Annotated in this window: 12 protein-coding genes; 6 read left to right on the top strand and 6 right to left on the bottom strand. The window is 60.6% G+C overall.

Annotated elements, in window-relative coordinates:
• Positions 1-17: 17 nt before the first annotated feature.
• The 5 genes from WC683_13930 to WC683_13910 all read right to left on the bottom strand — a co-directional run bounded on the left by WC683_13930 (position 18) and on the right by WC683_13910 (position 11,585).
• Positions 18-9,023 (bottom strand): glucoamylase family protein, encoded by a 9,006-nt coding sequence (locus tag WC683_13930; GenBank protein MFA4973705.1) that lies wholly within the window; start codon positions 9,021-9,023, stop codon positions 18-20.
• 148 nt (positions 9,024-9,171) lie between these two features.
• Positions 9,172-9,432 carry a hypothetical protein gene (locus tag WC683_13925; GenBank protein MFA4973704.1) on the bottom strand — a complete coding sequence of 87 codons (261 nt, stop codon included), beginning with the start codon at positions 9,430-9,432 and terminating at the stop codon, positions 9,172-9,174.
• 23 nt (positions 9,433-9,455) lie between these two features.
• Positions 9,456-10,061, bottom strand: a complete 606-nt coding sequence (locus WC683_13920; GenBank protein MFA4973703.1) for a thermonuclease family protein — start codon at positions 10,059-10,061, stop codon at positions 9,456-9,458.
• Positions 10,062-10,171: 110 nt separating this feature from the next.
• Complete coding sequence (locus WC683_13915; protein MFA4973702.1) at positions 10,172-10,714, bottom strand: lytic transglycosylase domain-containing protein; 543 nt, start codon at positions 10,712-10,714, stop codon at positions 10,172-10,174.
• A gap of 160 nt (positions 10,715-10,874) precedes the next feature.
• Complete coding sequence (locus WC683_13910; protein MFA4973701.1) at positions 10,875-11,585, bottom strand: DUF364 domain-containing protein; 711 nt, start codon at positions 11,583-11,585, stop codon at positions 10,875-10,877.
• A 77-nt stretch (positions 11,586-11,662) separates the two neighbouring features.
• Here WC683_13910 and WC683_13905 point away from each other — a divergent pair, with 77 nt between their 5' ends.
• From WC683_13905 to WC683_13890, 4 genes are all read left to right on the top strand, one after another.
• The gene (locus WC683_13905; protein ID MFA4973700.1) at positions 11,663-12,838 is read left to right on the top strand and encodes an aminotransferase class I/II-fold pyridoxal phosphate-dependent enzyme; all 1,176 of its coding nucleotides are present in this window, start codon (positions 11,663-11,665) and stop codon (positions 12,836-12,838) included.
• Positions 12,835-14,934 (top strand): adenylate/guanylate cyclase domain-containing protein, encoded by a 2,100-nt coding sequence (locus tag WC683_13900; GenBank protein ID MFA4973699.1) that lies wholly within the window; start codon positions 12,835-12,837, stop codon positions 14,932-14,934. The genes WC683_13905 and WC683_13900 overlap by 4 nt, the downstream gene beginning before the upstream one ends.
• A gap of 68 nt (positions 14,935-15,002) precedes the next feature.
• Positions 15,003-15,611, top strand: a complete 609-nt coding sequence (locus WC683_13895) for a hypothetical protein (GenBank protein MFA4973698.1) — start codon at positions 15,003-15,005, stop codon at positions 15,609-15,611.
• Between the two features lie 167 nt (positions 15,612-15,778).
• Positions 15,779-17,098 carry a hypothetical protein gene (locus WC683_13890; protein MFA4973697.1) on the top strand — a complete coding sequence of 440 codons (1,320 nt, stop codon included), beginning with the start codon at positions 15,779-15,781 and terminating at the stop codon, positions 17,096-17,098.
• Positions 17,099-17,299: 201 nt separating this feature from the next.
• On the opposite strand, the gene WC683_13885 is transcribed toward WC683_13890, so the two are convergent.
• Complete coding sequence (locus WC683_13885) at positions 17,300-18,424, bottom strand: Xaa-Pro peptidase family protein (protein MFA4973696.1); 1,125 nt, start codon at positions 18,422-18,424, stop codon at positions 17,300-17,302.
• 192 nt (positions 18,425-18,616) lie between these two features.
• Between WC683_13885 and WC683_13880 the strand changes: the two genes are divergently transcribed.
• Together WC683_13880 and WC683_13875 are read left to right on the top strand one after the other, a co-directional pair.
• Entirely contained in the window at positions 18,617-19,261 is a 645-nt protein-coding gene (locus WC683_13880; GenBank protein MFA4973695.1) for a septal ring lytic transglycosylase RlpA family protein, read from the top strand.
• A gap of 92 nt (positions 19,262-19,353) precedes the next feature.
• A partial coding sequence (locus tag WC683_13875) for an aldehyde dehydrogenase family protein (GenBank protein MFA4973694.1) occupies positions 19,354-20,519 on the top strand: 1,166 nt, incomplete at its 3' end.

Here is a 20,519-nt window from a genome sequence, read left to right as displayed (position 1 = left end):
AACCCTACGGGAGCTGTTCAGTTTTTCCCCATCCGAACGAGGACCCGGTGCTTGATGAGATCGCGGCCGAGCGGGATCACGCCTTCTTTCACGCGCCGGCCGTCGAGCTCCACGAAGGCGACACCCCGCTCACAATGTTCCGGGTTCTCGACCTGGATCTCGTAGATCGCCTCCCCGTGGCGATACCGCATCCCAAAGCCATCCCACCACCCGGGGATGGTCGGATCGAGTTGCATCACATCTCCGCGCACTTTGAGTCCCAGAATCTCTTCCACCCAGGCGCGGTACATCCATGCCGCCGAACCTGTGTACCAGGTCCAGCCGCCCAGACCTACCCACCCGGGCGAGGCGTACACGTCGGCCGCGACCACGTACGGCTCCACACCGTATCTCCAGACCATTTCCGGATCGCGCGTGCGCTCAATCGGGTTCAGCATGCGCAGCATTTTCGCCGCACGGGTGCCATCTCCCATGCGCGCCATGGCCATGGCCAGCCACAGGGCTGCATGTGTGTACTGACCTCCGTTCTCCCGCACGCCCGGCGGGTACCCCTTGATGTATCCCGGCGATGGCTCTGCTTTATCAAACGGAGGATCAAGAAGCAGCACCAGCTCCTCGTTCTCGCGAACGAGATACTTCCACGCCGATTCCAGGGCCTGCGTCGCCCTGGCCTTTTCGCCGCCGTCGCTGAGCCAGGCCCAGGATTGAGACAGCGAATCGATCCGCGCTTCCATATTCGCCGACGAACCCAGGAGCGAGCCATCGTCAAAGGTCGCGCGAAGATACCACTCCCCATCCCACGCAAACTCTTCCACGCGCCGGATGAGCGCCTTCCGGTCGCGCTCATAGGCCCGGCTCACATCCGGCTGGCCAATGAGCAGGGACATCTCGGCCATTCCCCCCAGAACATCAGCCAGGAACCAGGCGAGCCAGATGCTCTCGCCTTTACCTCCGGCGCCCACGAGATTCATCCCGTCGTTCCAGTCTCCGGTCCCCATCAGGGGCAATCCATGGGATCCAAAGGCCTGGCTGCGTGCGACTGTGCGCTGACAGTGCTCGAAGAGCGTGCCGCTCTCCGATGAAACCGCGGGTGTCTGCAGACTCTCGTGCTGATCTTCTTTGAGCAGGGGCGCGTCGAGATACGGGACCATCTCACGCAGGATGTTTCTATCGCCGGTAATCTTTAAGTAATGCGCTACGACGTAGGGGAGCCACAAGAGATCGTCGGAGATCCGCGAGCGGATTCCCTCTCCGCCCGGCGGGTGCCACCAGTGCTGGACGTCTCCCTCCTTGAACTGGCGGCCGGCCGCGGAGAGGATGTGGTTGCGCGCGAGTCCGGGGTGTGCGTACACGAGCGCCATCACGTCCTGCAGCTGATCGCGGAAGCCGAAGGCTCCGCCGGACTGGTAAAAAGCCGAACGCCCCCATATCCGACAGGAGAGGTTTTGATAAAGCAGCCAACGGTTGATCAGAAAGTTCGCAGCAAGTTCGGGAGTCTGCACCTCGATCGCGCCGAGCCGATCATCCCACCACGCTTTCGTCTGCATAAGCGCGCTCGAAAGCTGCAGATCGTCGCGAAAGGCGAGCACCAGGGCATGGGCTTGCTTCACCGACTGAACCTCGCCGAGCATGCAGGTGATTTCAACGCTCTCGCCCGGTGCAAGTTTCAAGACGGTCTGCAGCGCGGCGCAGGGGTCGAGGCCGGCTCCCGTCCGGTGCGAAAGCCTTGTTCGCTTCATCGCCGCCGGGTTTTCCATTGAGCTGTTGCGCCCTATGAAAGCGGTGCGATCGCCGGTATAGGAGGACACGGACGCGCTCACGGCCGCGAAGGCCACCCGATCCGCATAATCGGGATTGTAGTAGTTGCGGGCGATCAGGATCTCCGCCTCATCATCCCAATTGGTAACAATGTGCGCCTGGGATGATTCGCGGGATTCGCCCAGCGTCCACTCCGAATAATACGTCACCGACAGTTTGCGCGGCCTGGCGGTATCGTTTCTCAAGGAGAGCTTCTGCAGCTTGATCGGCTGCCCCCCGGCGTCGTTCACGGGAACGAAGACGGTCAATTCCTGCTCAATGCCGTGGCTGTTGTGCTCGAAGACCGTGTACCCCGCCCCGTGCCTGGCCCGGTACGCAGTCTGCTCGCGGATGGGGGCCGCGGTCGGCGTCCAGCAGACGCCGGTCTCCTCATCACGAATGTAGATCGCTTCCGAAGACGGATCCGTCACGGGGTCGTTCGACCATGGCGTCAGACGGTTGCGCTGGCTGTTGCCGGCCCAGGTGAATCCGGACCCCGTTTCGCTGACGATAGTGCCGAAGACGGGATTCGCGATGACGTTCACCCAGGGCGCCGGAGTGTTGATGCCCGGGCCGAGATAGATCGCGTATTCGCGGCCGTCCGGCGTGAAACCGCCGATGCTGTTGAAGAAGGGAAGTTCCATGAAGGGGAGCGCGGAAGAGGGATCCCGGGGAGCGCGTTTTGAAACGATGGGGCCCGGCATATCGGGGGCCTTGGTCGGAGCGCTCAATTGCTGGGGGAGCGTGCCGCGGGCCGCCACCACCACCACGTTCGCCACGGCCCGCAGGAGCGTAAGGTCTTCCGCCGGGATCAGATCAACGCTGCGCAGATAGACCCCCCCGGGCTGATCCACCCCTGTAGTTGCCGAATGGGATTGGATCAGGTGCTCGAGCTGTTCTCGCAGCGGTTGCATGTAGCCGCCGGCCTCCTCGTTCAAAATCACGAGGTCGGCCATCAGTCCGTGCGTACGCCAATAGGTGTGCGCCTGGAGCATTTGCCGGACGAGGCCGAGATCCCTCGTTTCGCCAACGGCGACCAGGGCGATGGGCAGATCGCCCGAGATGGCATACGCCCACAGGCCGGCCTGACCCTTGCGGTTCTGGGCAATGCGTTCCGCCGTCCCGCGCAGGAGGGGATTGGGATAAAGCAGATGACTTGCCATTTGCTGGAAGCACCGTGCATCATCGGGTTGGATGTGCAACAGACGCAGCTCGAGCTGAGCCGAGGCCCAGGCAAGGTCCATCGCATGGTCGATCGCATGGGGGTCGCCGTATCTGGAGATCAAGCCGATGACCTGTTCCCTGGACTCGCCGGCAGCCAGGACCAGGGAAACCTGGATGCGCTGCCCCGGAGCGAGGTCCAATCTCTGGCGCAGGCTGAAGATCGGATCCAATACAAACCCCTGGCTCTGCCCAGGCTCCTGCGAAGCACCCATGGGGTTCCCGAGCGTTCGTCCGCGACCTATGAAGCGGCGGCGGTCGGTCTCGAAGCGCAAAGTTTCAGCCGGAGTTTCATCCTGCCTGCCGGCAGGCAGGTCCAACGTCAAGCGGTGCGCAACGAAGACGGGCGGGTCGCTCGCCCCGCGAGGCCGGCGGCTGGCCAAAAGCGCTCGCTCTTCCGGCAACGCTTCGGTCTGGATGAAGAGCTTGTTGAACGCCGGATGCTTCAGGTCCGCATCGTGTTTTGCCAGCGAGAGTTCAACGTAACTCGTCAGATCGAGCCGGCGGCTGCGCTGGGAACGATTGACGAGCGTCATTCGCCGGATCTCAACGTCGTCTTCCGGAGCGACGATCACCTCGGTTTCACTCTCGATGTCATGATCGACGCGGTGGAACATGGCGCGATCGAGCGTGAAGTTGGCGCAGTAATCCAGGACCTTTCCTCCGGTCGGCTGATAGCTATTGCACCATAGCTGGTCTGCATCGGCGTCGCGGATATAACAGAAGGTTCCCCACGGATCCCGGGTGCGGTCCGATCGCCAGCGCGTGATCTCGATGTCCTTCCAGCGGCTGTAGCCGCCGCCGGAGTTCGTCACCATCACGCCATAGCGGCCATTGCACAGCAGCTGGGTCTTGGGGTTCGAGGTGTGGGGCGTTTCGAACTGACTGACCGCAGGCGTCACGTCGCCGACGCTCGCCACAGACGAGACTCGCTCGCGCGTGGAAATGTGGTGCAGCGGAGGAATGTTCGGGATGCGCTCATGCAAGAGCGGCCCCGCGGCGCGCACGCGCGGGTCGGTGTGAAAATGGCGCTGGAGGGAATGTTCATGAAGGAAATTGGTCAGCGCCAGGAAACTCATTCCCTGATGATGCGCCATAAAGGCGCGCACGACCACCCCGCGTTCTCCCTCCCGGTTTGTCTGTTGGCTGAAGTCCAGCGCTTCATAATACCCGTAGTCGGTGAGCAGTCCCAACGCGGCCAATCGTTTCAGGTTCTGCACCGATGCCCGCGGCGCGATGTCGATCGCCAACATAGTGGCATAAGGTGCGACTACGATCCTCTCCGCCAGGTCGCGCTTTAGTCCGAGTTCCGGCACGCCGAAGGCGGCGTATTGATGGGTCTTGTGAATATCCAAGTCCCCGAAGGCGCACTCCGAGATCCCCCACGGCACGTGGTGTTTCCCGCCATATGCTATCTGGATAGCTACGGCGTCGCGCGTGGATTTGTCCAGCAGTGAATTCGCATAAGCGAGCTGGAACATCAGCGGCATGAGGTATTCGAACATCGTCCCGGTCCAGCTGAGCAACGCCCGCCGCCGGCCGATGGCGCCGTAAGGCCGGCTCATTGCAAACCAATGTTCGACCGGGACGTCTCCCCGGGCGATGGCGACAAAACTTCCCAGGCGCGCTTCGCTCGCCAGCAGATCATAAAAAGCGCGATCCAGGCGTCCTTCGGAGACATTGTACCCGATAGAAAACAGCCGCCGATCGGCGTTGTACAGGAAGCGCATGTTGATCGATGCTTCGAACTCGCGCCCCGACTGCAGGAGTCGCTCGAAGAGAGCCAGCGTCTCGCCGGCCATCCATTTTGACTTTTCGAAGGCATCCACGACGCGGTCGATCCAGTCACGAAGGGCAAAGGCATCCGCCGGAGCCCTTTCCCGGATTTGCACGATGGAGTCGATGCAGGGGATGTGTCCGCCGGCAAGGTCCTGAAGAGACGGGGCGGAGTGAAGCGCCTCACGGAAGGCCGGAACAGCGTCCGGATCCATTTCGGCGATTTCCTCCACCGTCTTCTCGCCCAGGATTTCGACCCAGGCGAGATACCGGTCCACAATCTCTTTCCACGCTGCGAGCTGGCTCTGTATCTGCCGGATCCAATACGCAACGCTCTCTTCGGCAACAGCGGAAACGGACGATATTTTGGAGAGATCACGGACGTCGATTTCCATCCGTCGCAAGAGGCCGATGAGGGCGGCGACAGTGCCGGGCTGCGATTCCCAGACGCGCAGCAGCTCACCCAGGGCATGCATATCGAAGCCCGAGTGTTTTCCATCGAGGATAACTTGTTGCAGGACGCGCCCGGTATCACGCAGGCCCTCAAAGGTTTTGACACCCAGGAGCGGCGTCTGCAGCAGCGCCCGAAGCCCCTGATCCAGGGTCCACAGGGACCCGAGCAGGTTTCCGCTGTCCACAGTGGAGACGTAGCGCGGATTGAGGGGTTTGAGAGTCCGGATGTCGTACCAGTTGAGCAGATGCCCTTCATGGCGCTCCAGTTTCCCGATCGTCTCCATAGTCTGCGAAAGTTTTTGCGCAACCTGATCCACGGTGATGTAGCCGAAATCGTGGGCGCCCAGCACGCTGACCAGGTAGAGGCCTATGTTGGTCGGGCTCGTCCTCAGGGCCAGCTGATTCTGATAGGAGACCTGGTAATTGTCGGGTGGCAACCATGAGGTATCCTGATCCACAAAGTCCGAGAAATAGCGCCAGGTCCGCCTCGCGACATTTCTCATGAATTGCCGGTCCTCCGCTGAAAGCAGGGATTGCGGTTGTATGGCCTTCGGGCGCCGGTTGAGGAGCCAGCCGATCATCGGGGAGAGGAACCAGAGCGCCAACCAGGGGCAGGCCACCCGAAAACTGTCCGGTCTCCATTGCAGGATGGCCCATCCGGAGACCACGCTGAAAATGCTCGCCAGCCCCAGGGAAAGCAGGAACAGGGGAATAGCGGCTCGAGCGCTGCCGTGCGCCGCCTGGGCCGAGTTCCACTCCAGGAGCCCCCTGTGGGAGATGTGCTTTCGATAGAAGACCCGCACAATGGCATCCAGCGCCAGCCATGCCTGGTAGGGAAGCAGCGCCGCATCCACGAACACCCGCATCAGGTCGTACGCTTTTCTGGCGATGGAGACGCCCTTCAATCCCTGGCCGGTTGTCGCCCAGGTGACCGGTTGCGCGAGGGAGTGAAAGAAGAGCCCGGCAAGGATCACGGCGGTGGCGATCTCCTCGGCCAGCGGAGAGATAAACCAGGAGGCCACGAGCAGCCACAGGCTGGCCACGGGCAGGAGGCTCCGGCGCAGGTTGTCGAATATCTTCCAGCGGTCAAACCAGGATAGCGGGTTGACTCCCCGCCCCCCGCCGGGTTGCGGAACACGCGGCGTGAACCAGTCCGCGATCTGCCAGTCACCGCGAATCCAGCGGTGCTGTCGCTTTGCGTAGCTCACATAATCCTGCGGAAACTCGTCATACAGCTCGATATCGCTGGCGAGCCCCACACGGACGTGGGCGCCTTCAATCAGATCATGGCTGAGGAGCAATCCCTCGGGAAACCTTCCGGACAACACTTCGCCGAACGTGCGCACATCATAGATGCCCTTGCCGTGATAGGAGCCGGCCCCCGTCAGGTCCTGATAGACGTCGGAGACCGCGCTCGTGTAGGGATCGACACCGACCGGGTCCGAGAAGAGCCGGCTGAAGGGAGAACCGTTCGTGCTCGGCAGGGAGGGGCTGACGCGCGGCTGGATGATGGAATAGCCGGAGCGGACCAGACCAGTATCGTCGAGGTGCGCCCGGTTCAGCGGGTGCGCCAGGGTCTCGATCATCCTGCGGGCGGTGTCATGCGGCAGCTGCGTGTCACTGTCCAGGGTGATGACGAACCTGACGTTCGCTAGGTGATCCGGATTGCCGACGTAGACGAGGCGCTCCGCGTCGGGGGGCCGCGTGCCGACGATGAGGCCGTTCAACTCCTCCAGTTTCCCGCGCTTGCGCTCCCAGCCGATAAATTTTTGCTCGGAGGCGCACCACCTCCGCTGCCGGTGAAACAGGAAGAAACGCTCTCCGCCATGGCGCTGATTAAGTGCCTCGATGCCCTGCGTGGCGACTCGAAGCAGGGATTCGTCCGACTCGGCGTGGGCCTCGCCTGCGTCCGTGTAATCCGAGAAAAGGCCAAAGAGCAGGTTCGCCTCTGTGTTGGCAAGGTAGCGAATCTCAAGCCTTTCCACTTCGGCTGCAATCGTCTCCGGATCCGTGAGCATCATCGGCACGACCACCAGTGTCCGGCAGGCGTCGGGAATCCCTGAAATCTTATAATCCATCTTCGGCAGGGTGCGCGGCGGAAAGATGCGCGTCACGAGGTAATTCACCACCTCCACCGCGATCTGGCTCGCGGGGATGAGGAGGAGTAGCATGGCTGTGACAATCTGCATCCACGAGGCAGAGGAGCGCAGACCGAACCGGAGGAACAGAAAAAGGATGGCGGCGGTGACAACGGCGCTCCCGAAAAAATACACCGCGGTGTGATGGCGATGGGCCCACCGCAATGCGCGGAAATGAAATTTCTCGCGGCACCTGATGCGCTCCGAGAATTTCTCCCTCTTTTCTCCGATGAGATACGTCCCGACGTGCGCCGCCAGCTCATCGTGAACGTCATCCAGGCCGGCCTCTTCCGCCATTTCGATCGCGAGCCTCGCGACCTCATCCTCCGCAAGGCCGGAGCCGCGGTGAAGATCCTCAATTGCGCGGCGATAGCGGTCGCGGGTGGCGAAATCCATCTGCGGATAGATGCCGGCGGGGTCCTCCCGCAGCAAAAGCTCCACCCTGCTTACGCGTTCGAAAGATTTCTTCCAGTCAATCAGGGCGAGTTGGCGCAGGCTGATAAACGCGTTCCCGATGGAGAGCTGATCCCTCGTCTGGCGGTTTGTCACGCGCAGGCCGAGTTCGTTTAAGGTTTCGTGGAATGTGCGCTCGAGCCAACCCTGCACCGGGGCCAGGACCGTCCCTTCGTCATAGAGGTAATCCATCAGCTGAACGGCAAAATAGGGGCTCGGTTTCTTCTGGGCTTCGGCCAGTTCAGCCATGACCGAAAATATCTGGCCCGGATCTCGCCGATTGGCCGTGATGAGCCGGTTCGCCCAGAAATTGGCGATCTCCCGCTCGCGCAGCTCGGTCAGGGCTCGACCGGCGATCTGGCCGATCCCCTCGAGAAGCACCGTGCGCAGCATCTGGGGGACGACCCAGAGCTCGCCAATCGAGAGCGGCTTCACGGTTTGATAGGCCTCGATGAAAGCCAGGACGTTCTCCTCGTCCAGGCGAAGGTCGGTGTGAGAGGCAAGCTCGCGCGCCAGACTGTAGATGCGCGGCAGTCCCCGGTCGGGCTCGCTCGCAAGCGAGGGCAGCTGCCGGTAAAAATGACGGGGCAGGTTGAGTGAAACATCGCGGGCGGCGCTCTCGGTGATATATTCATTGTCCAGGAGCCATTCGGCGGCCGGCGGCACGCTTTGCTGCAGGCGACCTGCCTCAGAGAGAGACAGGCATATCTGCTGGATCCACCTGCGGCGCCGTTCAAGGCGCTTGAGGAGCAGGGTGTTCCGGAGCGGTTTTGGGTCTATCTGGTGCTCCGTGGCCAGACGCTCGGCATGCTCCTGCAATTGCGCCGAATTGAAGGGTGTTCCAACAGGGCTTTCGTTTTCTCCGACCGGGCCCTCGCGATGGGGATGCAAGACGAAGATCGCGGGAGGGGCCTCGCCGCTTTCCAGCAGGAGATCGAAGGGGACACTCAAGGTTTCGATCGGCCCCCGGAGGATCAGGGCGGTCTCATCTGCGGAAAGCCAGCGTGCATGGTCCTCAATGATCCTTCGCTCGACGCCGAATAGGGGTCGCCGTATCTCGACCTTTCCCGCAGCGTTCTTGCTTACCCATGCAGTGCGACGGAAGCCCTTCCGTTGCAACTTCCCGAAGGCTACACGAGCCTCGTCTTGTTTGGCAAAGTAGCTGATGAGAACGCCTGTTTTCATTCGTTTTTTGTATCAGTCCTGATCTTTGGAGTCCAGAGCTCACGTCCGTCTTAATCTCTTTGGGCAAAAAAAGGCCCGGAAGGGCCCTTTTTTGAATTTTCGGCGGGGATTATAAGACGCGGCGGAGTTCGACTTCAATCAGGCCGGATCACGCGTTGCCGGCAAACCTGTTGTAGAGCCATGCGAAGATCGCGCCCGCGATGAACCCGTCGACGAATGTGATCGCCAGACCGAATAAGAGGCTGACTGCGGGATTGCCGATCGCACCGAGCCAGCCCAAGTAGAAACCGTTGAGCACGTCGAACGGCGCCTGGCTGATGCCGGCCCAAGCCATGACGTACGCCCAGAGCACGCCGACCGCGTAGAGGATAGCGCATGCCAAACCAACCGCCTTAACCTTGAGTTTCATCTTCCCCCCTTTTTCAACTCAATTTACCAACCTTTTGTCATGCAATCTCCAAAACGATCGCACTCCACAGGACACGAATGCCAGAGACCCAGATGCCCCCTGCTTGCCTCTTGCTGCAGTTCCACGAATGCATCTTCCTCGGGATAGCCGGGCCTGCGATCGGCCAGGGCCATGCCCCTCCTTATGAACTCCGAGTTCAGCATGGAACCGCCGATGTAGAGATATATGCGCTGTGCGCCAAGGTGTTGCTCATGGCCGTCCTGTTTCTCAAACGTGTATGACACGCGCTTGCCGATTATGCGCGACTCCACATACGTCGCAGATTCGTGAGAAAAACAGTCGCGCGCGGTTCCATCGGCGTTACGCTGGGGCGCCGCAACTCCCACGAGCTCCATCTCCTCGCCGTCTATCGCAATCCTGGAGGCGTCTATGACCGCGGTGACCACTCCCTGGTGATCGCCGCCGTAAGGTATCGACAGCATGGATTCTGGCGACCCGGATCTATCTTCGGTCAGCTCCTGGATGGCAACGCCGTTCTTAAGTTGCTCCTCGTCTTCCTGCGCCCAACAGGCGACAGGCAGCGCGATCAACACCATGGAAAAAAACGCAAACAAGCCCTTGTGATTCATCGATGACTCCCAGTTGATTTGAGAAAGCGGTCTATAATCCAGAAGGCCTGAATAGCAATAAAAAAAGGCGGGCCAAGAGGCCCGCCCTCATCTTCCAGTTCATCAGTCGATTACGATATCAGCGGATCTGAGGCGAATATCTTCTGATAGCGGGTGTAGTGGCTCAGGACCTTCTTCACATAGTTGCGGGTCTCTTTGTACGGCGGGATGCCGTTGTGCTTTGATACCGCGCCCGGGCCGGCGTTGTAGGCGGCGATCGCGTGCGCAAGGTTTCCGTTGAAGCGGTCCATGAGCTGGCGGAGATACTTGGCGCCCGCGAAGATGTTCTGGGCAGGATCCCATGAGTTTCTGCAGCCGAGCATGCGGGCAGTGGACGGCATGATCTGCATCAAGCCCTGGGCGCCCACCTGCGAACGCGCCCTGATCTTGAAATTCGACTCAGCATGGATGACCGCGGCTATCAGGGCTGGATTCACATCATGGGTCTCAGCGGCCCTATTGATCTCCTCGGCATAGCTTATCATCTCATTGCCCGCCCCTACATCCTTGATATCGACCTTGCCGTAGCAGAAGCTCAGCATATAGATGAGGGCTATGCCTACCATGTTCAGCGCCAGGATCTGCAGTCTCTTTGAATGTATTATGTTGTTCATCATGCCCCTTACTAAAGCAATATCGATGCCAAATCGCGTCTTATAACTTATTGTTTTTACTACAGAAATAGTATAAGCAAAACGACATGCGCCGCGATTGAGGCCCCTGCCCCCCACTTGGAGGGACTTAGATGCTCCTATCTAAAATAGTCTTTGGCGGTTAACCGATTGAAAAATGAGTGGTCTTCAATACCATCCTCTTTACACCGCCCAGCCTGCGGAGGCCTTCACCTGAAGATAGCCTATCAGTCACTTCATCTATATCGACTATCTTGCAGCCACAAAGCGCCTCTACACCATAATCGAAGAGGATCGGCGACATTATGGTGGAAGGGCCCAGAATCATTATCTTTTTTCCTTTGGCCAGCTCAAGAAGCCCTTCAAGCGTATGATTTATAAAGGTTGTTCCGGTTATCGCCACAACCTCGGCCTTTGGTATGACTTCAGCCGCCTGGTCTGCAGGCAGGTCCCCCTCCCTTGGATCGAGCTCCAGGACCCAGAGCTTTCTGGCCGCCTTTCTCAGCTCATCCGCAAACGCGAAGTGTCCGACCAGGGCCACGTCCCGACCGGCCCCCCATTCCATTAGGAGCGAGGTCCCGCTGCCTGGGCACGGAATCGCGCCCCTGAGCTCGATAAGGGAATTGATGGCAGCGACGCCGACAGAGGCCTTGTCCAGCTCTGAAGATAACGCCAGCCTCGCGAGCTCCATCGCGCCCTGTGCTGCCGGGGCCCCGCTCATGGAACGCTCTTCGCGAAATCTGTACGCGACGCCGGCATGCCTGGACTTCACAAGGCATGCCCTGTCGAAGAGATGCGCCTCGCTGAGGGGCGCGTCATCGATGCCATCGAGTATCTGTTCTATGATCCTCACCGCGGACTTGCACCTCCATCCTGCGTGGACTTATTATCCATCACAGGCTATAAACACAATCCATAGATGGGGGATAGATGAATTTTCCCAGGTTAGAGAGGCTGCCGCCGTATGTGCTCGCAGAGGTCGCGGGGCACATGCGCCGGGCGCGGCAGGAGGGCAGAGACATAATAAACCTCGGCATGGGAAACCCTGATCTCCCCACCCCGGGCCACATCGTGGACAAGCTCTGCGAGGCCGCGTCCAAACCGATCAACCACCGCTATTCGCTCTCCAGGGGGATATACAAACTGAGGGAGGCGATCTGCGCGCGCTACAGAAACAAATACGACGTGGCCCTCGACCCCGACTCCGAAGCGATCGCAACCATCGGCACAAAGGAGGGGCTCGCACACCTGGTCTTCGCGCTCACATCACCGGGAGACGTGGTGATGGTGCCCAACCCCACCTATCCCATACACGCATACTCGGTCATCATCGCGGGCGCTGACCTGCGCAACGTGCGCATAGCGCCTGACCTGGATTTCTTCGAGGAGATCAAGAGGGCGGCGGAGAGCACGTGGCCTAGGCCTAAGATCATGATCATATCGTTCCCCTCGAACCCGACCGCGCAGGTCGTGGATATCTCCTTCTTCGAGAAGGTGGTGGAGTTCGCGCGCGCGAACAATATCCTCGTGATCCATGATCTCGCGTACGCAGACCTGTGCTTCGACGGATACTCCGCCCCGTCGATACTGCAGGTGAAAGGCGCGAAAGAGCTGGCGGTCGAGTTCTACTCCATGTCCAAGGGCTTCTCCATGCCTGGCTGGAGGGTCGGCTTCTGCCTAGGCAACCACGAGATGGTGGCCGCGCTCGCGCGCATAAAGAGCTACCTCGACTACGGCATGTTCCAGCCGATCCAGATCGCGGCCACGGTCGCTCTCCAGCGCTCGGACGAATGCGTGAGCGAAATCTGCGAAATCTACCGGGCGAGGCGCGATGCGCTCTGCGACGGACTCGCGCGCGCAGGCTGGCGGATCGACAGGCCCAGGGCAACGATGTTCGCGTGGGCGAAGATCCCGGATCGCTTTGTCTCCATGGGCTCGGTCGCGTTCTGCAATAAACTGCTCGACGAGGCGTCGATAGCGGTATCGCCGGGCGCGGGTTTCGGAGACCAGGGCGAAGGATTCGTACGCTTCGCGCTCGTCGAGAACGAGGAGCGCATCAAACAGGCGGCCCGCGGAATCAAGACCATGTTCGAGAGGGCAAGATGAAGGGACTCTTCAGCCTTGTAAAAAAAACAAGCCAGGCGCAACTGCTGGCGGCGGTCTTCGTGCTGCTCATGCTCCTGGGTCTCATCCCGAAGCTGGGGCCAGCGCTGGAGGACCCGATACAGCGTGCCGCATCGCTGGGAACGCCTGCGCGCGAGACCGCGGTGAGCATCGTCGCCGTCGACCGAAATTCGATCGTGGAGCTCGGACCCTGGCCCTGGGGACAGGACGTACTCGCGAAGATCATGGACCAGTTGAGGCTCACGAACGCGAAGATCGTGGTCCTGGACGACAAAGTGACTACGGCGCTCGACGCGGGCACAGCGCGCAGGTTCCAGGAATCGGACAACAGGCGCTTCATCTCGTATGGTTTCGAGTTCTATCCCGCACTTGCGGATCTGCCCGTCGACTACGAAAAGACGGCTGACGCCTCCGCGCGCGCGGCTGAGGGCGTCGCCCTGCCCGCCCAGCCCAGGGACGACTCGACACTACCCGCGATGACGGGCGTAAACAGCGCCACGATAAATCGCGAAGGCTTTGCGGCCGACGGATTCTTGAACATCTTCCCCGACGGCGACGGCGTCGTGCGCAGCCACAAGCTTGCCGCCAGACTCGGCCATAGGATCTACCCGGCGCTGGCGCTCGCCGCCTCCTCGCGAGCAGGCGGATTCACGCCGCTCATATCGGAGGACTCCGCCGGAAAGACGGCTGGGATAAACATAGGAGAGAGGGCCGTATCCACGGGCCCCGACGGCTCGCTGGGCATCGACTTCGCGGGATGCTCTGCCGACCGCACGCTCGTGAGCGCCAAGGACGTCGCGGCCGGCGACGCGGACGCTGAAAAGATCAGCGAGAAGATCGTCCTGCTGGGCGTGACCGAGCCCACGATCGCCGCAATGTACAAAACTCCGCTCGGCCGGATGAGCGCGGCCGAGATACAGGCGTGCGCCATGGGCCAACTGACGGACAGCTCCCCCTTCCGCTCCTTCGCAGCGCAGCCGTGGACCTCGATAGCGATAGCGGCGGCGGCCCTCCTCTACTTCGCGATCCTCATGCGGTTTTCGATGAAGCGGAGGACGCTGCTGGTGTTCGGCGCAGCGATCGCATCCCTCGTGGCAGGCGCGGCCCTCGTCAGTTCCGCCGCACTCCTGCTGCCGTCGATGCATTTCGCAGCGGCGTTGGTCGCGCTCCTCGCGACGTCGTGGATATGGAACCTCTTTGCAGTGGAGTTGCCGGCCAAGAGGCGCAGCGCGCAGTTTTGCATGAGGCTCTCGCAGCACTCGCTCAAGGCCGCCCTCTCGACCGGGCACGCGTTCGAACCCGAGGGAAGGCCCTGCGAAATCGCAGCCTACGCGATCGACATCCGCAGCTTCGGCTCGATCGCCGCATTCCTCGAGCCCAGATTACTCTGCTCATTTATGCGCAGGTTCCGAAACACGGTATCGCGCCCGCTGCTCGAGTACGGCGCGTTCATAGAGTCCTGGTCCTCGGACGAATGCCGCGCTTCGTTCGGCGCCCTCACGGCCGACGAGAACAAGGCCCACTCGGCCTGCAGGAGCGCCATCGCGACACAGCACGCGATCTCCGCGGCGCGCGAAGATACGGCGAAGAGATACGGCATCGAGCGGCTTTCGATCGGCATCGGCATCTGGCAGGGCCGCGCCGCAGCGGGCGAGCTCGGCCCCGCTGGCGCCGCCGGCTTCGGCGTCGTCGGAGTTGCTATGGAATCCGCCGCGATATTGCGCACGCTCAACCGCACCTACAGGACCTCAGTCATCGTGAACGACGACGTGCGAAAGCTCTGCGAGCGATCCTTCAGATTCAGGCCGCTCGACCTCATCATGGCGGCAGGCGACAAACCGACGCTCATCCACGAACTCGTGGGCGAGGTGGGCGTGATAATGCCGCAGCTGCCCAAGTACCTCGCCGCCCGCGCCTCCTACATGCAAGGCGACTTCGAGCGCGCAGCCCACCTCTTCGGAGAACTCCTCATGTCCCATCCGCACGACGGACCTTCGCAGCTCTTCCTCAACCGGGCGAAATTCCTGATAAAATCACCGCCCAGGGCGGAATGGCTGGGCGTGTGGCCTCACCAATAATTCGCGCAACAAATCCTTCAGCCCAGCGATAAGTGTGTTATAGAACGAGCTCAAACACGAGGTCTGCCATGAAGAACTGCATCTTGATCCTCTGCATATCAATCCCCCTGGCATGCGCGGCATGCGACGGCGCCGGCGGAGGACTCCCCAACATCGTGAAATCGCCGTTTCCCGGCGTGAGCAACCCGGTGCCGCTATCGGGAGATACGATCGCGTGCGTGGACGGCGACGACTGCGCGATCGTGGAGCTCGGGTGCTGCGACCACTGCAACGGCGGATTCGCGGTGGCGGTGAATCGCGAGTTCGAGACAGAGGTCGCGGAGCGAAACAGCGAGAGCTGCGGCGAGGAGGACGTGTGCACCGAGATGGGCTGCGCCTCGTTCGTGCCGCGCTGCATAGAGGGCGAGTGCTCCTACTCGGATGAGGCATCGCCCGACTGGCAGGCCTGCGATGGCGACGACGACTGCGTCGTGATCGAGCTCGGATGCTGCGACCACTGCAACGGAGGCAGGGTCATAGCCGTGAACATGGAATACGAGCAGCAGGTGAAGGAGAGCATTGCCGACGTGTGCGATGAAAACAATGCGTGCACGCTGATGGCCTGCGCCCCCGAGCTCGTCAAGTGCCAGGACGGCCTCTGCACCAACTTCTCCGACCCCGCCTGGGGACCGCAGTAATGTGACAGGCTCCCTGCCTACCGGCAGGCAGGTCGGGTCCGTCCCATTGCGACGGCGCCACATTCAATAACAAGCGCCTGCCCTTCAAGGCACCTCTCCACTTTTTCCTCTTGCGTGTCGCATAATATTGGGCTACGGACCGGTAAACTCACTTCAAGGAGCCGCCTATGCCAGGCTTCACACAGTATTCAGGGATAGTGTTACCGAGTTCCATACCCGCGAATTTCGCCGGAAAATTCGGACAGCTCTGTGAGCTCACCAACTCAGTGCCGTTCGGCATCCCCGGTCTGGGCACGGACGCGCCCTCGCCCGCCCCCCTCGCCCCCCTGCTGGCAATAGACGGGAGTCCCCGGCCTGAGACAGCGCCCGGGCTTTCCGCGGAACAGTATCAGCAGGCCCTCGCGTCGCAGAGCGGTTATGCCCGGGATTGGCAGTACCTGCAGGACCTGTTGGACAGGCCCTCACCCGCCAGGCTGCGCGACGTTCGAGACCCGGATCCGGGCCATCCCCGTGAACAAGTTTCAGTGAGGGAGCAGCTTGCCTTTTTGCATGAGCGCAGATTGGTCGACCCTTCCGATCCGGCGAACAGGGGTCAAGGGGATTCGATAATGCAGCGCGCGTGCACGGTTCATCGGTACCAAGCGGCCCACCTCGGGTTTGATGCGTTTGAACAGCATTTAAACATCATCCGTGCACGCAGGTTGCGCGCCATTAAAATTGAAGATCTGACTGCACCGCCTGATGACAAGACAGGATCGGAATTCGCAGAGTATATTTTCATGCGGGGAGCCATTAATGCAGGTTATGAAATGGCCTGGCTTGAGAACAGGGATGCAGGGGCAGAAAATGACCTGCTATCGTCCGCGGCCCTCTTTACAAAACTCGGTCACATGTATGCACCACCGATGATCCATGAAATCATGAGGGCCTTAAAGAAAAGAACCGAGGGAGAGCCCTCAAACAAGAGACTGCGCAATGAAGCCGACATGTGGCTCAAGGCGCTCAAACAAAGCGATTCCATCTCATTCAATGTCGCCTACCCGCGCGCCCTGCATGCGGCATGGGCCGCAGGACACCCGGGCAACGGTCTTATGGAAGCGGTATTCAAGACCGGAATGGAGCAGATGATTCCCCGCAAAAACACCTACGCCATCCATGCCATCACGGCCACACTTGGTGCCGCATGGGCGCAGCTCATGAAGGCGGATTTGACGACGGCTACGGATCTGGAGACTCCCCTTTCAGAGCAAGATTATATTCAAGGGGATATAACAGATCTAAACGCCCTGCCACTCTCTGGGGAGGACTGGATCGAGGTGTACAACAGACTCCAAACGGCCGAAGATCTTCTCAGCGGTCAGGCTTTTGAAATAACGCTAAGTCTCAGGCAGATCATCAGCAAGATCAATCCTTCAGTGGCTGATTACCGTGCGGCGGCAAACTGGCATACCCTATTCCTCCCGGGTAAACTCCCGGGTCAAAAATAAAATTTAAAACAACACAGGCATGTCATGCCGCTTTGACGGAGCGGGTCGGGAGTGTTTGTCGAGCGGCGTCAGAAGGCGCCGCTTTCCAAGCCTGCAATGCTGCGGCGCCTGATGCGCAGGCGATGAGGCGGCGTCTGAGCCGAAGAGCCGAAGCGAGACAAATGCTCCCGATCCGCTCCGTCTGCAGAATCAATCGCACAATCAGATTATCTCAAGGACTTTCGGGAAACGGCCGAGGACTTCGCAGCCGCGGGCGGTGACGCACACCAGGTCCTCGATGCGCACCCCGCCGATGCCGGGATAATAGAGGCCGGGCTCGCAGCTCATCACGTTGCCCTTCTTCAATATATAATCGCGATACGTGATGCGCGCAGGCTCCTCGTGCACATCCAGCCCGATCGCGTGGCCCGTGCCATGGAAGAATCCCTCGTTGCGACCGCGGAAGACGCGCGTGGGATATCCGCACTCGTCGAAGAAGCGGTGCACAGCCTCGTGTATCGCGCGGCCGTTCACGCCGGGCCGCACCATCTCCACGGCCATCCGCTGTGCCGCCTTGACCGCCTCATACATCCTGCGCAGCGCCTCCGGCGCGCGGCCCCTGCAGAACGTGCGCGTGGCGTCGCCGAAATAGCGCGTCTTGATCGACCTGGGGAAGATGTCCACGATTATCGATGAGTGCGGCATAAGCGGCCCTGCGCCCACGTCGTGCGGGTCTATGGCGTGCCTGCCGCAGGAGACGATGGTGCCCGCGGCCTCGAACCCGCGCTCATACAGGAAGACGTTTATCATCGTGCGCAGCCGCTCAGAGGTGAGAGCCTCTCCCCTGTACACGAGCCTTCGGTCCTTTATCCTGCTCTTGGCCAGGGTATCGCGCGCCAGCCCCATCGCCGCGAAGACCGCACGTTGGGACGCGGTTATGTAACGAAGTTCCTCCTTGCCCTTCACGAGCCGCTCCTCGAAGAAGGGGAACGGACCCGCCTCGATGGCGTAGCCCTTCCTGCGCAGCGCCTCCATGAGCGCGTACGGCGCATCGACCGGCACTGCGAGCCGCTTTATCCTGTGCTCTGCGAGTATCTCGTGGATCACGTCCGCCTGCGTGGGATCCTTTTTCTTCTTTCGAGCAAGCGCAATGAACGGATTGAGGGAGAGGACCTTGTGCACTTTCGCCTCGCGCCTGGCCCTGTCGATCTCCAGGTCGGAGAGGACCGCGTATTTTTTTCCCTTCACGCTGAAGAATACAAACGGATCGGGCGCAAGAAAGCCGGTCGCGTAAAAGAGATCAGAGTTGCGTTCAGAGACATCGTATATAAAGTGTGCGTACGACATTGAAAAATTCCTCCTTTACAGTGCGGCCGACATGCGCTAGACTTTTTCACACTCACTGGCGGTTCTTTAAATCTAGGTTTTTTTCAATCATCTCATTCAGTTTTATCTTTTTCTATCTTGGTATAGTTTTTTATATTAAGCAGTCGCAATTGGAGCATGACAAACGGCTTGTTCCCCAAGGAGCAGGATAAGATGTCAGGCATTTGCTTGTCCAACAAAAAGCTCTTGCTGCTCGCCATATCGGCGGTGCTCCTTGCCTCGTGCGCCCCGTATCACGCGCAGAAGGGGGCGATCGGCTTCCGCCAGCAAGGCGAGGCCTCCTGGTACGGACCGGGCTTTCACGGCAGGAAGACCGCCAGCGGCGAGCGCTTCAACACGGGCGCCATGACGGCCGCGCACCGGACGTTGCCCTTCGGGACCACGGTGCAAGTCACGAACCTGGAGAACGGCAAGTCTACCCTGGTCCGCATCAACGACAGGGGGCCCTTTGCGCACGGCCGCATCATCGACCTCTCCAAGGCCGCGGCCCGCGAGGTCGGCCTGCTCGGGACCGGCACAGCGGCAGTGGAGATAAGGGCGGTGGGACCCGGCAAAGAAGAGGACAAGATCCTGCTGGCCTCCAGGGGCCCCGTCACGCGCAATGGCGTAGAGCACCTCATATCCGTCGAGACCGGCGCAAACCCAGAGGAGAAGACCATCGAGGACGAAGAAGGCGGTGAGGACAGCATAGGAGTGGAGGAGGACGGTGCCGGCTTCGACGGGCCGGACCCGAAGGAGATATCATATAATACGAATGATTCCGAGGAGCCCTACTCGGTCGACGACGAGCCGTTCTGAGAGATCCAACAGCCTGCCACGCGAGATTGACTTCCTGAAGCCTATCTATTAGACATCCTTGAGATTTTGGCCCTAAACTCAAGGAGGCAGCGATGCTTTCCCCTTTCAAGAACGAGCCGTTCACCGACTTTTCAAAACCAGAAAATAGAAAGCTGATGGAGGAAGCCCTATCAAAGGTCGAGGGCCGGCTGGGCGCTACCTATCCCATGATCCTCGGCGGCAAAGAGGTGCGCTCCAGCGGCAAGATAAAATCATATAATCCGGCCAAAAAAGATGAGGTCGTGGGCATCGTCGAAAAGGGGACCGCCAAAGACGCGGAGGCCGCTCTCGACGCTGCATGGAAGGCTTTTGAATCCTGGAAGAGGACCACCCCGGAAGAACGCGCAACCCTCGTGGTAAAGCTCGCAGCGAAGATGCGCGAGAAAAAACACGAGCTCTCGGCCACCATGGTCTACGAGGTCGGCAAGAGCTGGGCAGAGGCGGACGGCGACACGGCGGAGGCGATCGACTTCTGCGAGTTCTACGGCCGCGAGGCGATCCGCTACGGCGGCAAACACCCGGTCTGCCAGTGGCCCGGCGAACGAAACGAGCTGGAGTACATCCCCCTCGGCGCCGGCGTGGCTATCCCGCCATGGAACTTTCCGTGTGCGATCATGGCCGGCATGACGATCGGGCCGGTCGCCGCCGGAAACACCGTAGTCGTGAAGCCAGCGAGCGACTCGCCGATCATCGCAGCAAAGGTGGTGGAGCTCGCGCGCGAAGCCGGTTTCCCCGACGGCGTCATCAATTTCCTGCCGGGCAGCGGCTCCGATGCAGGTGAACACCTCGTCGCGAGCCCGAAGACGCGCTTCATCAACTTCACCGGTTCGCGCGACGTGGGGCTGCACATCGTAGAGCAGGCTGCAAAGCACCATGAAGGGCAGAGATGGATCAAGCGGATCACGGCGGAGATGGGCGGCAAGGACGCTGCGATAGTGGACAACGAGGCGGATCTGGACGCCGCAGCAGAGGGCATCGCGATATCCGCGTTCGGCTTCCAGGGGCAGAAGTGCTCCGCATGCTCGCGGGCGATCGTGGACGAGAAAGTCTATGACGCCTTCATCGAGAAGCTCGTCGCGCGCACTAAGAAGATAAAAGTCGGGCCGACGCGTGACCCCGCGAACTGGATGGGACCGGTGGTCAACAAATCCTCCTTCGACAAGATCCGCGAGTACATAAAGACCGGCTCCAGGGAGGGCAGGCTCTTCTGCGGAGGAGA

Source organism: bacterium (genome assembly GCA_041648665.1).
GTDB lineage: Bacteria > UBA10199 > UBA10199 > 2-02-FULL-44-16 > JAAZCA01 > JAFGMW01.
This window is presented reverse-complemented; position numbering and strand designations above follow the sequence as displayed.

What these genes read in the sequence shown, in the direction of transcription:
- WC683_13930 (MFA4973705.1), bottom strand. Translation starts at nt 9,023, where the DNA reads ATGAAAACAGGCGTTCTCATCAGCTACTTTGCCAAACAAGACGAGGCT.
- WC683_13925 (MFA4973704.1), bottom strand. Translation starts at nt 9,432, where the DNA reads ATGAAACTCAAGGTTAAGGCGGTTGGTTTGGCATGCGCTATCCTCTAC.
- WC683_13920 (MFA4973703.1), bottom strand. Translation starts at nt 10,061, where the DNA reads ATGAATCACAAGGGCTTGTTTGCGTTTTTTTCCATGGTGTTGATCGCG.
- WC683_13915 (MFA4973702.1), bottom strand. Translation starts at nt 10,714, where the DNA reads ATGAACAACATAATACATTCAAAGAGACTGCAGATCCTGGCGCTGAAC.
- WC683_13905 (MFA4973700.1), top strand. Translation starts at nt 11,663, where the DNA reads ATGAATTTTCCCAGGTTAGAGAGGCTGCCGCCGTATGTGCTCGCAGAG.
- WC683_13900 (MFA4973699.1), top strand. Translation starts at nt 12,835, where the DNA reads ATGAAGGGACTCTTCAGCCTTGTAAAAAAAACAAGCCAGGCGCAACTG.
- WC683_13895 (MFA4973698.1), top strand. Translation starts at nt 15,003, where the DNA reads ATGAAGAACTGCATCTTGATCCTCTGCATATCAATCCCCCTGGCATGC.
- WC683_13890 (MFA4973697.1), top strand. Translation starts at nt 15,779, where the DNA reads ATGCCAGGCTTCACACAGTATTCAGGGATAGTGTTACCGAGTTCCATA.
- WC683_13885 (MFA4973696.1), bottom strand. Translation starts at nt 18,424, where the DNA reads ATGTCGTACGCACACTTTATATACGATGTCTCTGAACGCAACTCTGAT.
- WC683_13880 (MFA4973695.1), top strand. Translation starts at nt 18,617, where the DNA reads ATGTCAGGCATTTGCTTGTCCAACAAAAAGCTCTTGCTGCTCGCCATA.